This window comes from Flavobacterium sp. MFBS3-15 (assembly GCF_026107645.2).
GTDB lineage: Bacteria > Bacteroidota > Bacteroidia > Flavobacteriales > Flavobacteriaceae > Flavobacterium.
On the sequence record NZ_JAPCHV010000002.1, the window covers coordinates 290,743 to 304,959 of the forward strand.

Genomic DNA, 14,217 nt, shown 5'->3' on the forward strand with positions numbered 1-14,217 from the left:
TTCTAAAATAACGTTTATGTCAGTTGCAAAGAAAGATTACAAAAGGATTACTACACGCACGCTCATCGATATGAAAGCTAATGGCGAAAAGATTTCAATGCTTACCGCCTATGATTATACGATGGCGAGAATTGTGGACATCGCAGGGGTTGATGTGATATTGGTGGGTGATTCGGCTTCCAACGTAATGGCCGGTCATGAAACCACCCTGCCCATAACCCTGGACCAGATGATTTACCATGCTTCCAGTGTTGTTAGGGCGGCCAACAGGGCACTTGTGGTGGTAGATCTTCCTTTCGGCAGCTACCAGAGCGACCCTAAAGAGGCTTTGCGCTCATCCATTCGCATAATGAAGGAAAGCGGTGGCCACGCGGTGAAGCTTGAGGGCGGTGCAGAGATAAAAGATTCCATTAAAAAGATACTGAATGCGGGCATACCTGTTATGGGCCACCTTGGGCTTACGCCGCAGTCTATATATAAGTTCGGGACGTATACCGTTCGTGCTAAAGAAGAGACGGAAGCCGAAAAGCTGGTCGAAGATGCCAAAATGCTGGAACGCCTTGGCTGTTTTGCTGTAGTGCTTGAAAAAATACCTGCGCAACTGGCCAGGAAAGTGGCAGAGAGCATTTCAATACCTGTGATAGGCATTGGTGCCGGAGGAGGTGTTGATGGTCAGGTACTTGTCATCCATGATATGTTGGGTATGAACAATGAATTCAGTCCTCGCTTCCTGAGAAGGTATATGGATTTGTATGATGGCATGACGAGGGCCATCGGGAAATATGTTGACGATGTAAAATCCAGCGATTTCCCAAGCGAGAAGGAACAATATTAATTATTTCAGACTGTAGGTTTCAGATTTGAGTGCCGCGTCATTTAACGAAGATGAAATCTCTCACTGTTAAACACATGAAGATTGTTTCTACCAAAGAAAATTTACAGGTTCTCTACGAAGACAACCACATTATCGCAATAAATAAACGCGTTGGTGACATCGTGCAAGGCGATAAAACCGGCGATAAGCCCCTGAGTGATGTGGTTAAAGAGTATATCAAAGACAAATACAACAAGCCTGGTGAAGTATTCCTTGGTGTGGTGCACCGCCTGGACAGGCCAACTACAGGCATCGTAGTTTTTGCACGTACTTCTAAGGCGCTGGCGAGACTCAACGAGCTCTTTAAGAACAGGGAAACCCAAAAGACTTATTGGGCCATCGTTAAGGGTAAATTGCCTAAAAGTAACGACACCCTTGTACATTTCCTGAAACGTAATGAAAAGGCAAATACCTCCAAAGCACATTTGAAAGAAGTGCCTGACAGTAAACGAGCCAGCCTCGAATATTCCACTTTTAAAGAACTCAACAATTATTCTGCCCTGGAAATTGCACTCCACACCGGTCGACACCACCAGATACGATCACAACTTTCCGCAATTGGTTATCCTATTAAAGGCGACCTGAAATATGGTGCAGACCGAAGTAACCCGGATGGTGGCATACACCTGCATGCACGAAAACTGGAATTTGTCCATCCCGTTAGCAAGGAGGACATTATTATTACAGCTCCAGTGCCTGATGACCCAATTTGGAAAGCGTTATGATTGCATAAAACTACCTATTTGTAGGTATTTTTATTTTGTAATATATACCCCAAATTTGCTATTGCAAAAAAATGAAAGAATTTACGTTATATTGAATTGTTAAAATAAATGTTCAAAATCTTAAAATTCTTAATTTAGACTCGAAATAACACGAAATATGAAAAACACTTTACTATTAACTTTTAGTCTTTTGGGTTCGTGCGTGTTTGCACAGGAGCATTTTTCAGGAATTAATACTTCCAGAAGGACAGGATTGCTAAATGCAAACATCAACCCTGCCGAACTTACCAACCTCAAAAACGACTATGAGGTGAATATCTTTAACTTCAGTGCCAATATTGCTAACAATAAACTTACTTTTGGAGACCTTACCGGTAGTGATGAGGATTTCGAAGATATGTTGTTTGCAGGCAGCGAACCTGTTAATATGAGGGCTGACGTGGAAATTTTAGGTCCTGCTTTTGGATTTAAAATGGAAAAATGGGCATTTGCCATCTCAACTTCCGCAAAGATAAAGGCTGATGTAGTTGACGTAAACCCTGCGTTAGGGAGGGCATTGACCAACGGTGTGACTTCTGTTGCTGAAGTGGATAACATCATTGCCGGCTATAACCAGAGAACTTCTGCGACTACATGGGGTGAGATAGGATTCTCTGCCGCGCGCGATATTTATAATACTGAGATACATAAAGTCTCAGCTGGTGTAACTTTCAAATTACTTTTCCCCGGCTCGTATGCCAATATAGGGGCGGGTAATTTCAGGGGTACGATCGAAAATAACCTGGGTGATGTAAACCTTACCGACGCCAGCGGAATGGTTAATGTGGCTTATTCAGGCTCGCTGGCTAACGATTTTACCGATAGCAGCAATTTCACCGACTTTTTTGCAGGGGGGCTTAGTGGCTCGGCAGCAGACATTGGCGTAAATTACCAATGGAAAGATATCGACAATTCCGGCTATAAGCTAAATGCGGGGCTTGCGGTTCGAAACCTGGGAAGCATGACCTTTAAGGATGATAATAATGTAAGCCGCAACTATGCATTGGAAGTAGCCCCCGGCGAGTCGCTTGACCTGAACCAGTTCGAAGATGTTGAAAGCCTTTCTGAACTTGAGGATATTCTGTTGGACAACCCACAATTTTTTACGGCTTCCGAAGCCCAGTCTGACTTTAAGGTAAAGCTCCCAACGATGATTTCGGCCTATGCCGATGTGAAATTCCACAGCAAATTGTTTGCTTCGGCCTATATACAGCAGAAAATGAACGAAGATAACGACAACCAACAACTGGCAATGCAAAATATCATCACGGTTACGCCTCGCTATTCGGGTAATTTCTTCGAAGCCTATACCCCGCTGTCACATAATGAGATATCAGGGTTTACCGCAGGTGTTGGTGTAAGGCTTGGAGGGTTCTTCATTGGTTCGGGTTCGATACTTTCGGCTGCATTTACAGATACCGACCAGGCTGATGCTTATTTTGGCTTTAGGTTTGGGTTTTAATTATATAGTAATAATTTAGTGGAATGAAAAAATATTTATTACTGGCAGTATTTTTACTGCCAGTTTTTGCATCCAGCCAAATCGACGCGGCAAAAAAATCAGTGCGGATAGTCGGGTATTGGGATAAAAATGAAAAGCAGGCTTTTGAAATTATTACAAAGAATTGCAAAGTAAGCAAAAATGACACTCTTATTATCGAAAATGTCAGGTGCAAAGCTGATATTATTGTCATAGACTCTACGTCGGGGTCATACACATTTGAATGGCGGTATCACGACATTCAGGTGGAGACTGGAAATGACCTTTCTAAAAAAATCGCTGCTTTGAACGAGGGCCTTACCCTACGCTACACCACGGATGAATTTGGTGTTTTTTTGCAGTTATTGAATTGGAAGGATATTATAAAACATAATGAATCCGCAATCGCCCTCCTTGAGAAAGCACCTGATGCTGAAAGGCATCAAAAAATACTTGCCTTTCTTAAATCACGTTATGTAACTCGTGAAGCAATTGAATCACATTCCATGAAGGATGTGCAATTGTTCCATGCATTTCATGGGATAGAAATTTCTGAAGATCAGGTTTTGGAAAACTCCATAGAGGAACCCAGCCCCTATGGCGGGAAAAATATAAAATCATATGGCATAGTTGAACTTTCGGATATTGAGACGGAAAACGCAACCTACATAGTAAAATTCTGGCAGGACTTTGAAAGTGAAAGCGTAAATGAAATGATTCACAAAACCTTAAAAGCAATGAAAGAACCCGATTTGAAAAAAGACATCAAAAAAAAAGATATTAACTTGTTAAATATCAGTCTCAAAGATTATACGGAAACAATGATGCATGAATCTGGATGGCCTTTAAATATTTATTATGAAAGGGTAGTTGGCGCTGAGGATGAAGATGGGATATTGGAGAAAATCGAAACCAAATCGATAATAATTGAATAAAAGCAATTTAAACAAAGTATGGCTGATTCATATAGTCGTAGTGCTAACTATGTATTCTTATTTCTACTTATGGTTTAATTTTATATTTATTACGGAAAGGCAGGCTGGAAATGATTTGAAATATTTATAATGACACTTTATACCGCACCTTTTTATCTTATCTTTCACCTGCTTACTTTCTTTATTTCCCGTTATGCAAGTGCGTTTAAAATTACCCGTGCCTGTCTTGTGGGTTTTTTGCTTTGCCTGATCCATATAGCTGCCATAGCCGCAACACTTTAAAGAAGTTTATAAGTGCTAAATTGTTTGTAAAATTTACGAACCGAAACATTTATTGTTTAACTTCAACCAACAAAACTTCAAACTATGAAATGGGGAGGCAGAAGATCCAGTGGAAACCTTGACGACAGGCGTGGAATGTCCGGCGGCGGGATGGTTGCAGGAGGTGGTATCATTGGTGCTATAGTATTGGTCATCTATATGTTTATGGGAGGCGACAGCGGTGCAGTGCTGGACCAGATGCAGCAGATGCAGGGTGGTAATGGTGAGCCTGTTGAGCTGACCGAAGAAGACAAAGCTCTTGGACAAATGGTTGATGCTATACTTGCAGATACCGAAGATGTATGGCACAGGATATTTGAGGAAAACGGGCTTACCTATGAAGAACCTACCCTTGTTCTTTTCCGTAATTCGGTGCAGACCGAGTGTGGCGGGGCAACATCGGCTTCAGGTCCGTTCTACTGCCCTATTGATCGCAAAGTATACATGGACCTTGCTTTTTTTGATGAGTTACAAGCACGTTACGGGGCTAAGGGAGGTGATTTTGCCATTGCCTACGTGATTGCCCACGAAATTGGCCACCATGTACAGACGCTTCTCGGCACTTCGCAACGAGTTACACAACTACAGCAGGGAACAGATACGCGTGGTGCTAATAAACTTTCGGTAGCTTTAGAACTGCAGGCCGACTTTTATGCCGGGCTGTGGACACACTATAACCAGGAAATGAAAGATTTCCTTGAGGCCGGCGACATCGAGGAAGCTCTTAGCGCGGCCAATGCCGTGGGGGACGATGCCATACAAAAGGGCAACGTAATGCCCGACTCTTTTACGCATGGCACTTCGGCACAGCGGATGTACTGGTTCAAAAAAGGATTTGAGTCAGGCGATTTTAATCAGGGGGATACGTTTAAGGAACTGAATTTAAGCTTATAGCTACTCGACAAAACCATATAGTTTTGATGATGATGCATCAACATAAACCTTAAAGTCAGCCGAGCTGCCCGGTTTTTCCAGTTTTGCCTTTATGAATTCCTCCAGCGATAGATTATTTTCACTGGTACTCATTACTATTTCCCTGTAATACTTCTTATTAAAATCTTTATTTTGGTTATACAATTCGTGATTATGGGTAAAGTAAACATATGGCCTGATAACATTACTGTTAAGTGTAATGTATTCAGTAAAAATTCCTTCGACTTCATTTCCAAACTGTACCGAACCTATTAAAGCCTTCCCTTCATGCAGAGCAAAATTTATATATGCGTGGTCGCTGTCGGCCTTCTTTGCCAGTTCTTCCTGTAAATCTTTTGTAATAAAGCCAAATGCACGCTTAGTTTCATCTGATGCATTTTGTCTGGAATTATAGTCAAAGAGTTTTGAAAAATCAATATTGAGATTTTCCCAGTATTTAGGAATTGCCTCAGAATATGCATTAATATTCTCCCTGATAAGGTCTTCCTGTGAAACGTTCTCTTCAACACTACAGGATAATAACAATGCTAATACCGGAATAGAATATAAAAATGGATATTTCATGGCAAAGTTTTTAGTTGGTCATCAAATTTAGTAAAATAATTTTCTGAAAATCAACAACTTGATATTTTTAAATAAAAAATCCCTGAAAAATTATTCAGAATTCCTGCAACGTTTTTGATTTTATCGCGTCTATAAAATCAATCATCAATCAAATCAATCATAATGAAATTAAATTTATTTACAGCAGCTTTGGTGTCAGGCATTGCCATAGCCGCAAATGCGCAGGAAATTTATTCTGAAAACTTTGAAGGCAACCCAAATGACATCATTAACGAAGGATGGAAATTTGTCGAGATAACGGGAAATCCTGAAAACTATGGTGTTTACAGTTCTATACCATCTATCGAAAACATCGGAATCCAAGGCGGATCTATGGGGGTTGCAAGCTTTAATATGGTAAACCAAATCCCTAGCCATGTTACAGGTATGGACATTGCAGTGGTTTCACCACCTATTACATTACAGTCAGGGGAAAGCCACTTTCATTATCGAATGGGAAGCCTTTCTGTTGGGGGTGTAGCATCATCAAATTATTCCATCTATATACTCACAGCTGCCGAGTTTGACGCCGTTTGGGCGAACCCGGCACAATTAAAAACATTGCTTGACGGAAGGTTTGCCGTCGATTCAGCTACCTTGGGCAATGAAAGCCAGGATGCTACCATCGAACTTACTGATTTTGAAAGTCAAGAAATCGTTGTTGTTTTCAGGATGCATAACTCCCCCGGAAACAGTATTCTATTATTTGATAACCTGAGGGTTGCAGCTGGTGCTCTTGGCAATGGCGAGAATGAATTGGCTGAATTTTCAATATACCCGAATCCTGTAACAGACATCATTACTATTTCAGGTACAAATGCTATTATTGATGCTGTTAGAGTTACCGACCTTAATGGCAGAACAATATTTAACAAGCAATTTGCGGGCGAAAAAATAGGAATGTCTAACCTTACCGGACTTAGCAGCGGAGTTTACCTGATAGCAGTATCATCTGACAATGAAACAATAACAAAGAAAATAGTAAAACAATAATATTATTAACTATTGATGATTGGAGGGCCCTGCAATTGCGGGGCTTTCTTAATTATTTTTCTTTGCATTCATGATTTGCCAATGGTCATTCAGGTATTTCACCTTATGCACTTCCTTCATGATGTCCTCGCGCTCTTCTTCATAATAGTCCGGATCTTTTGAACCATATTCATCCAGTTCGGCAGCCCTTTCCAACAGGTTGTCCATCACCGGTTGCAGCTTGTCCTTAACCATCTGTGGCATAGCGCCGAATAATTCTTCAAGTTCTTTTTTTAGCATATTACTCTCTTAGTGTTTGTTTGAAATACTTTTTTGCGGCCTTTCTAAAATATTTCCGCAACTTCTTTTCTACTTTTTCGTCGCTCAAATCCTTTTCTATAGTTATACCGTTAAGATATATTCGTGTCTTGTCGCCATCGGGTTCGAATGAAAATTCCAAATTTTCGAGGGTATCTTTATCAAAGATTATCTGAGGTACTTTATAATAATGAATTGCATTTTTATCCGCGCGATATCGAGGCCATCTCGTGGTATCTACAGACATATCCCTAAGGGGTTCAATCCCGTTTTTATGCAGCTTATCCAAAATTCCATCCCGTGTAAGCCTCACTTTCAGGCTTGTATTATAGAACCGAAGATTACCGGTAGTTTGGGTATAATAATAACTCTTTGGCGGTGATGTAGCCATCAGAAGGAAAATGCAGGGTATAACAAGGTATATTGGCGAGAGCCTGATGTTTTCAATCTGTAGAAATTTTGAATACTCCTTATTAATAATAAAGTACGGTAAAGGCAATGCTGCGAAAGCTGCCAAATCGGTATAATCCACAACCCTTTCGATATCGATCAATGCAAATGTGTTGTACCAATTTATAAGAGGTGTGGACAACGGCGACTTCCAAAATGCAAATAAGATTGCACTGAGCCAGAGTACATGATTCTTTAATTTAGGAAAGACAAAAACCAACAGCAACGGCAGTATTACCATCCCGGCAAAGTCGGACAGCTTGCCGGTAATTGCGTTTCCAAATGCGCCTTTCAACAAATGGTCATTAAGGGCCAAGAGGATAAGGCTTGTAATAAAGGCGTAATTATAGATGTAGTGTCGGCGGTTAGTCATAGCGTTTCTTGATTTTTAAAGATAACGAAAATTTCGGGAAATATTGGATGGGATTTCCTAAGGTTATTAGCCCCCTTAAATGAGAAATAACGAATAAAAATTCCAAAGGATTTGCTATATTTGCCATAATGGAACAATTCATCGTATCAGCCCGCAAATACCGCCCGCAGACCTTTAAGGATGTCGTGGGGCAGCAGGCCATTACCAATACGCTGCTGAATGCCATTGAAAACAACCACCTGGCGCAGGCTCTGCTATTTACCGGCCCACGCGGTGTTGGAAAAACAACCTGCGCACGTATACTTGCCCGCAAAATCAATCAGGAAGGCTATGACGACCCATATGAGGATTTTGCCTTCAACGTGTTTGAACTCGATGCCGCTTCCAATAACTCGGTAGACGATATCCGTAACCTTATCGACCAGGTGCGCATACCGCCACAAACGGGCAAGTACAAGGTGTATATCATTGATGAGGTGCACATGCTCTCCCAAGCCGCCTTCAACGCGTTCCTGAAAACGCTTGAAGAACCGCCAAGGCATGCCATCTTTATCCTCGCAACCACAGAAAAGCATAAAATCATCCCGACGATACTGTCGCGATGCCAAATATTCGACTTTAAGCGCATTACCGTTAAGGATGCCAAGGAACACCTTGCTGAAGTAGCCAAAAGTCAGGGGATTACCTTTGAAGACGACGCGCTGCACATCATAGCTCAAAAGGCCGATGGTGCCATGCGCGACGCGCTTTCGATTTTCGACCGTGTGGTGAGCTACTGCGGCAATAACCTTACACGCCAGGCCGTTACGGAAAACCTCAACGTACTTGACTATGAGTACTACGTAAAGGTGACCGACCTTATTTTGGAAAACCGTATTCCCGAGTTGTTGCTTGCATACAATGACATTTTAGCAAAAGGCTTTGATGGCCATCATTTTATTGCAGGGCTTGCATCGCACTTCCGTGACCTGTTAGTGTGTAAAAATCCGGCTACTTTGGTATTGCTCGAAGCAGGAGAAACCGCACAGCAACTTTACAGGGTGCAGTCGCAAAAGGCAACGCAGGAATTCCTTTTACAGGGAATTGACATTGCCAACGAATGCGACCTGAAGTATAAAGTGAGTCAAAACCAACGGCTTTTGGTCGAGCTTTGCCTCATGCAGCTTGCCTCCATCACCTTTGATGGAGAAAAAAAAAAGCTGACCAATTTATAATCCCGCCCCATTATTTTAAGAACAATGCCCCGGCGCTGAAAGTAAGGGTTGAGGAAACTGTTGTTGCCACCCCCGAAATTGTAATAGAAACTATGGATGTTTCTGTTGAGCAAACTACCACCACTATTACTCCCTTGCCTACTTCCGAACTTGAGGTAGATACACCCGAAATAATCCAGCCGCCCGCACCAAAAAAAGAGGATGACGGCGAAGTGAAGGTATCGGCATTTTCATTGGCCGGACTTCGCAAAAAGAAGGAATTGCAGGAGAGCCAGCGCGCGCAGGTACGCAATGTGGATGAGTTGCCGCGCGAAGCCTTTAACGAGACCGACATGCGCCTGCAATGGAATAAGTTTGCCCAACGCCTGAGCGACAACGGCCAAAAGATCATGGCAACGTATATGCAGATCAACGACCCTGTGTTGGATGCTGATGGCGTGACCATCCGACTGGAGTTGCCGAATTCAGGTTCAAAAGTAGACTTCGATAACAGCAAGCACGAACTGCTGGGTTACCTTCGCGGAAAACTTCACAACCACGATATTGTGATAGATGTTCATGTAAATGAAGTGGTTGCTACACGCCATGCCTTTACCCCGCAGGAAAAATTCGATAAGCTCAAAGCAATTAACCCGGCAGTAGAAACGTTAAGGAAGATGTTTGATCTGGATATTTGATTTCATATCCAAATTGAACTTCATTTATTTCTAATAAATATGAAAGCAATATTTGCGCTTATTTTTTTGGTATTGGTTATCGCCTGCAAGAGTAAAATGCCTATAGCTAATGAGTCCACGACTCCAACAGATACCCTCCAAACCTATACTGTTACTACCGAAAATGTAATGGAGGCTTCGCTGTATCTTCCTGACAAATACATGAATTTTAATGAGGTTACAATTGATAAAGACAGCATACTTTCCTCACATCTGCAAATAGAAATGATTGAAAAAGAATTGTTTGAAAAAATGCAGGGAACCGCCGTAAACTTTTGGGAAGAAGATGCCAAAGGCGCAGTAAAAATAGACACTATACTTACTGTAAAGGCAAGGGATACGATCCTGACGTTCATTGATGATACAACTGACAACGAGACACACCGCACTTTTAGTTATGAAGGCCGCCTGCCCGTCATCAATCATTTTGTAGTACTGGGAACGTATTATGAAGATTACGGCTATATGCTTTTCGACATGGATACAGGCTACAATACCTCCACCTACCAGACGTTCCCGCTCATTTCGCCGGATAAAAAATACATCGTTTCGCTCTATGCGGACATATATTCGCCGCAAGCAGGTGAACTGAGCATTGAAATGATTGGGGATGACAGGGCTATTCCTTTATTGAGTGCCAGCTTCACTAACTGGATGCCGCAGGAGTTGTTTTTTGGGACAGATGGGTATTTGTATGTTTCCATAAATCACCCATCACAATATTGGCGGTCTGATGGTGAGGTTAATGAAGTACATCAATACCTAAGGATTAAAATTTTATAGCAAAAAGGCATCCGAAAGGATGCCTCATTCTACATATTACAAATGTTATTTTAGGTCATATCTGCCTAGGTTCATTACTTTACTCCAGGCAGCCACAAAATCGGTAATGAATTTATCATTTGCATCGGAACTTGCATATACTTCTGCAATAGCTCTTAACTCGGAATTTGATCCAAATACAAGATCTGCCCGTGTCCCTGTCCATTTTTTAACCCCAGTGTTCCGGTCCGAACCTTCATATAATTCCCTGCTTTCCGAAGTTGCTTTCCAGGAAGTCCCCATATCGAGAAGGTTTACAAAGAAATCATTAGTAAGTTTTCCGGGCCTGCTGGTAAATACACCGTAATCTGAACCGTCAAAGTTAGTGTCTAAAACCCGCATGCCACCTACAAGTACTGTCAATTCCGGAGCGGTAAGTGTAAGCAGGTGCGCTTTATCAATGAGCATCTCTTCTACAGAAACAGGATATTGCGACCTGCCGTAGTTACGGAAACCATCCGCTTTTGGCTCAAGGTAACCAAAGGATTCCACATCTGTTTGTTCCTGTAATGCATCCATCCTTCCCGCTGAAAAAGACACTGTAACATCGTTTCCTGCATCTTTGGCTGCTTTTTCTATGGCTGCATTACCTGCGAGTACAATAAGGTCGGCCAATGAAATTTTCTTTCCTCCCTGTTGTGATGCATTAAAGTCTTTCCTCATACCCTCCAGTACATCCAGGACTCTTTGGAGTTGTAACGGGTTGTTTACCTTCCAGTATTTTTGCGGTGCCAGGCGAATACGGGCACCATTAGCCCCTCCTCTTTTATCTGAACCACGGAAAGTAGATGCTGATCCCCATGCCGTTGATACTAACTCCGAAATGGTCAGGCCTGAATCCAGCACTTTCCGTTTCAACGAAGCTATATCATTCGCGTTTACCAGCTCATGGTTTACTTCCGGGATTGGATCTTGCCAAAGCAATTCTTCCTGGGGAACTTCAGGACCCAGGTAGCGCTCTTTGGGTCCCATGTCACGGTGGGTCAGCTTAAACCATGCACGTGCAAAGGCATCGGCAAACACATCAGGATTTTCCAAAAAATGACGTGATATTTTTTCGTAAGCAGGATCAAAACGCAGCGAAAGATCGGTTGTAAGCATAGTAGGAAGATGCTTCTTTCCACTGTCATATGCATCAGGAATGATGGCTTCAGCATTTTTCGCTACCCATTGGTGCGCTCCTGCAGGGCTTTTAGAAAGTTCCCACTCAAACCCAAAAAGATTTTCAAAAAAATTGTTGCTCCACTGTGTAGGCGTTTTTGTCCAGGTTACTTCAAGTCCACTGGTAATGGTATCGGCTCCTTTGCCGGAACCAAATTTATTATGCCATCCAAAGCCCTGCATTGCAAGATCTGCAGCTTCCGGCTCTTTGCCAACATTTTCTGATGAGGCTGCACCGTGTGTCTTTCCAAAGGTGTGTCCTCCGGCAATTAGGGCTACAGTTTCCTCATCATTCATTGCCATACGTGCAAAAGTATCGCGTATGTCCCTGGCTGCAGCGATAGGATCTGGGTTGCCATCGGGCCCTTCAGGGTTTACATAGATTAATCCCATCTGCACGGCAGCCAAGGGTTTTTCAAGGTTTCTTGAGTGGATGTCGCCATCTGCATCGTCATCAGAAACAACTACACCATGTTCTTTAGGGACACCTTCAGAGCCATGGGCGTAACGAAGGTCGCCGCCTAGCCATGTCTGCTCAGAGCCCCAGTATATGTCCATATCAGGTTCCCAAACATCAGCACGTCCTCCGGCAAAACCAAAAGTTTTAAAGCCCATTGACTCTAACGCAACATTACCTGTAAGTATCATGAGGTCGGCCCAGGATATCTTATTCCCATATTTTTGTTTTATCGGCCAGAGCAGCCTGCGGGCTTTATCGAGGCTTACATTATCAGGCCAACTGTTCAGGGGTGCAAAACGCTGCTGTCCGGCACCAGCCCCGCCACGGCCGTCAAATACACGATAGGTACCGGCGCTGTGCCATGCCATGCGGATGAACAATCCTCCATAATGTCCGAAGTCAGCCGGCCACCAATCCTGAGAATCAGTCATCAGTTCATGCAAATCTTTTTTTAGGGCTTCAAGGTCAAGGCTTTTGAAGGCTTCTGCATAATTGAAATTTTCTCCCATTGGATTTGATAAAGAAGAATGCTGCCTTAGTATATTTATTTTAATTGATTAGGCCACCAATCCCTGTTTTGGGTACCCCCACCCCCTGTATTAGGTTTCATGCTTCCATTATGGAATGGGCATTTACTGATGTCGTTTGAATTATTTTCCATAGTTTGTCGTGTTTGTTTATTTAACAAATAATGAAATCACTTTATGAATCAATGCTTTACAACAAATTTAAGAATTTTAATAAAGATTTGCGATTGAGGCTATTTAATATATCGATATTGAAATAGGTATTATTTATGCACACAATAAACTATAAAAATATTCAGATTTAAATACCTTATGTGAATATTTATTTAAAATCCTAACCCTTTGCATTTAACAAAAGTAATTTTCTCTATTTTTAAGTGAAATAATACATATAATGCTCGTAGATAAAAGACTTCCCTTAAAATATATATTCCGTATGGTGCGCTATGAAATGCTAATTGTTGTCGCATTGGGTGTTGCCATACATATCCTTTCAGGGGCAGCACAATCTTTCATCCCGGAGATGCCCTTATCTATTGCTGCTTTTCTTGGTACTGCCATATCGGTGCTATTGTCATTTAAAATGAGCCAATCTTACGATCGTTGGTGGGAAGCTCGCAAAATATGGAGTGCAATAGTAAATGACTCACGGAGTTTTGTTTTGCAGCTACAGGCATTCCTTAAAGGCGAAGACCTTAAGCCTGTAATAAAGGAAATGGCTTACCGCCAGATTGCATGGTGCTATTGTCTGGGGCAGTCGCTGCGAGGCTTGCCTCCTCTGGGTCAATGTGAAGATGTATTATCCACTGAAGACCAAAAAAGAATATTTATGTTCAAAAATAAGCCTCTCGCACTTTTACAGCTTAATGTTCATGAAATAAAAAGGCCACGATTACAGGAGGAATTATCCGATTTTGAAAACATCCAGCTTAACAGCACTTGTGTCCGATTTTCCGACAGTATGGGAGCTGCAGAGCGCATAAACAACACTGTATTTCCAACTATTTACAGAATGTTCCTGCACTTTACCATATACCTTTTCTGCATTATCCTTTCAGTAGCACTCAAAGATATTTGGCTGGTGTACGAAATTCCGTTACTGCTTCTAATATCTTTTGTGTTTTTTACGCTTGAAAAATCGGCCTACTACCTTCAGGATCCTTTCCGCAACAGGCCTAGCGATGTTCCGGTAACCGCTATTGCACGAACCATCGAGATCAATATCAGGCAACTTCTTAATGAAGAAGAACTGCCGGAACCAATCATGAAGGATGAGTTTTATATAATGTGATAA

13 protein-coding genes and 1 pseudogene are annotated in these 14,217 nt (G+C 42.1%); 10 read left to right on the top strand and 4 right to left on the bottom strand.

What is annotated here, in order from left to right; genetic code table 11:
• The first annotated feature begins 16 nt into the window (after positions 1-16).
• From panB to OGH69_RS03385, 5 genes are all read left to right on the top strand, one after another.
• Positions 17-835 carry a 3-methyl-2-oxobutanoate hydroxymethyltransferase gene (gene panB / locus OGH69_RS03365; RefSeq protein ID WP_265173025.1) on the top strand — a complete coding sequence of 273 codons (819 nt, stop codon included), beginning with the start codon at positions 17-19 and terminating at the stop codon, positions 833-835.
• 74 nt (positions 836-909) lie between these two features.
• On the top strand, positions 910-1,599 hold the full coding sequence (locus OGH69_RS03370; protein ID WP_265173026.1) for an RluA family pseudouridine synthase: 690 nt from the start codon (positions 910-912) through the stop codon (positions 1,597-1,599).
• Between the two features lie 157 nt (positions 1,600-1,756).
• Positions 1,757-3,100 (top strand): hypothetical protein, encoded by a 1,344-nt coding sequence (locus OGH69_RS03375; protein ID WP_265173027.1) that lies wholly within the window; start codon positions 1,757-1,759, stop codon positions 3,098-3,100.
• Positions 3,101-3,123: 23 nt separating this feature from the next.
• Complete coding sequence (locus tag OGH69_RS03380; RefSeq protein ID WP_265173028.1) at positions 3,124-4,053, top strand: hypothetical protein; 930 nt, start codon at positions 3,124-3,126, stop codon at positions 4,051-4,053.
• Positions 4,054-4,419: 366 nt separating this feature from the next.
• The gene (locus OGH69_RS03385; protein WP_265173029.1) at positions 4,420-5,268 is read left to right on the top strand and encodes a KPN_02809 family neutral zinc metallopeptidase; all 849 of its coding nucleotides are present in this window, start codon (positions 4,420-4,422) and stop codon (positions 5,266-5,268) included.
• Here the strand turns inward: OGH69_RS03385 and OGH69_RS03390 are convergent, their stop codons facing one another.
• The gene (locus OGH69_RS03390) at positions 5,269-5,871 is read right to left on the bottom strand and encodes a hypothetical protein (RefSeq protein ID WP_265173030.1); all 603 of its coding nucleotides are present in this window, start codon (positions 5,869-5,871) and stop codon (positions 5,269-5,271) included.
• Between the two features lie 162 nt (positions 5,872-6,033).
• Here OGH69_RS03390 and OGH69_RS03395 point away from each other — a divergent pair, with 162 nt between their 5' ends.
• Positions 6,034-6,903 carry a T9SS type A sorting domain-containing protein gene (locus OGH69_RS03395; protein WP_265173031.1) on the top strand — a complete coding sequence of 290 codons (870 nt, stop codon included), beginning with the start codon at positions 6,034-6,036 and terminating at the stop codon, positions 6,901-6,903.
• A 48-nt stretch (positions 6,904-6,951) separates the two neighbouring features.
• On the opposite strand, the gene OGH69_RS03400 is transcribed toward OGH69_RS03395, so the two are convergent.
• Both OGH69_RS03400 and OGH69_RS03405 read right to left on the bottom strand, forming a co-directional pair.
• A complete protein-coding gene (locus OGH69_RS03400; RefSeq protein WP_265173032.1) occupies positions 6,952-7,182 on the bottom strand; it encodes a hypothetical protein in 231 nt (76 codons plus the stop codon).
• Between the two features lies 1 nt (position 7,183).
• Positions 7,184-8,023: a hypothetical protein gene (locus tag OGH69_RS03405; protein WP_265173033.1), complete on the bottom strand. Its 840-nt coding sequence runs from the start codon at positions 8,021-8,023 to the stop codon at positions 7,184-7,186.
• 128 nt (positions 8,024-8,151) lie between these two features.
• On the opposite strand from OGH69_RS03405, the gene dnaX reads away from it, so the two are divergent.
• The 3 genes from dnaX to OGH69_RS03420 all read left to right on the top strand — a co-directional run bounded on the left by dnaX (position 8,152) and on the right by OGH69_RS03420 (position 10,736).
• Entirely contained in the window at positions 8,152-9,237 is a 1,086-nt protein-coding gene (gene dnaX, locus OGH69_RS03410; RefSeq protein WP_265173034.1) for a DNA polymerase III subunit gamma/tau, read from the top strand.
• Positions 9,238-9,329: 92 nt separating this feature from the next.
• On the top strand, positions 9,330-9,914 hold the full coding sequence (locus OGH69_RS03415) for a DNA polymerase III subunit gamma/tau (RefSeq protein WP_265173035.1): 585 nt from the start codon (positions 9,330-9,332) through the stop codon (positions 9,912-9,914).
• A gap of 39 nt (positions 9,915-9,953) precedes the next feature.
• A complete protein-coding gene (locus OGH69_RS03420; protein ID WP_265173036.1) occupies positions 9,954-10,736 on the top strand; it encodes a hypothetical protein in 783 nt (260 codons plus the stop codon).
• 45 nt (positions 10,737-10,781) lie between these two features.
• Here the strand turns inward: OGH69_RS03420 and katG are convergent.
• A pseudogene (gene katG, locus OGH69_RS03425) lies at positions 10,782-13,057 on the bottom strand (catalase/peroxidase HPI).
• Between the two features lie 260 nt (positions 13,058-13,317).
• On the opposite strand from katG, the gene OGH69_RS03430 reads away from it, so the two are divergent.
• The gene (locus OGH69_RS03430; protein ID WP_265173037.1) at positions 13,318-14,214 is read left to right on the top strand and encodes a bestrophin family protein; all 897 of its coding nucleotides are present in this window, start codon (positions 13,318-13,320) and stop codon (positions 14,212-14,214) included.
• The last annotated feature ends 3 nt before the right edge of the window (positions 14,215-14,217 follow it).

Excerpts from the sequence above, each read along its gene's own strand:
- panB (WP_265173025.1), top strand. The coding sequence starts at position 17 with ATGTCAGTTGCAAAGAAAGATTACAAAAGGATTACTACACGCACGCTC.
- OGH69_RS03370 (WP_265173026.1), top strand. The coding sequence starts at position 910 with ATGAAGATTGTTTCTACCAAAGAAAATTTACAGGTTCTCTACGAAGAC.
- OGH69_RS03375 (WP_265173027.1), top strand. The coding sequence starts at position 1,757 with ATGAAAAACACTTTACTATTAACTTTTAGTCTTTTGGGTTCGTGCGTG.
- OGH69_RS03380 (WP_265173028.1), top strand. The coding sequence starts at position 3,124 with ATGAAAAAATATTTATTACTGGCAGTATTTTTACTGCCAGTTTTTGCA.
- OGH69_RS03385 (WP_265173029.1), top strand. The coding sequence starts at position 4,420 with ATGAAATGGGGAGGCAGAAGATCCAGTGGAAACCTTGACGACAGGCGT.
- OGH69_RS03390 (WP_265173030.1), bottom strand. The coding sequence starts at position 5,871 with ATGAAATATCCATTTTTATATTCTATTCCGGTATTAGCATTGTTATTA.
- OGH69_RS03395 (WP_265173031.1), top strand. The coding sequence starts at position 6,034 with ATGAAATTAAATTTATTTACAGCAGCTTTGGTGTCAGGCATTGCCATA.
- OGH69_RS03400 (WP_265173032.1), bottom strand. The coding sequence starts at position 7,182 with ATGCTAAAAAAAGAACTTGAAGAATTATTCGGCGCTATGCCACAGATG.
- OGH69_RS03405 (WP_265173033.1), bottom strand. The coding sequence starts at position 8,023 with ATGACTAACCGCCGACACTACATCTATAATTACGCCTTTATTACAAGC.
- dnaX (WP_265173034.1), top strand. The coding sequence starts at position 8,152 with ATGGAACAATTCATCGTATCAGCCCGCAAATACCGCCCGCAGACCTTT.
- OGH69_RS03415 (WP_265173035.1), top strand. The coding sequence starts at position 9,330 with ATGGATGTTTCTGTTGAGCAAACTACCACCACTATTACTCCCTTGCCT.
- OGH69_RS03420 (WP_265173036.1), top strand. The coding sequence starts at position 9,954 with ATGAAAGCAATATTTGCGCTTATTTTTTTGGTATTGGTTATCGCCTGC.
- OGH69_RS03430 (WP_265173037.1), top strand. The coding sequence starts at position 13,318 with ATGCTCGTAGATAAAAGACTTCCCTTAAAATATATATTCCGTATGGTG.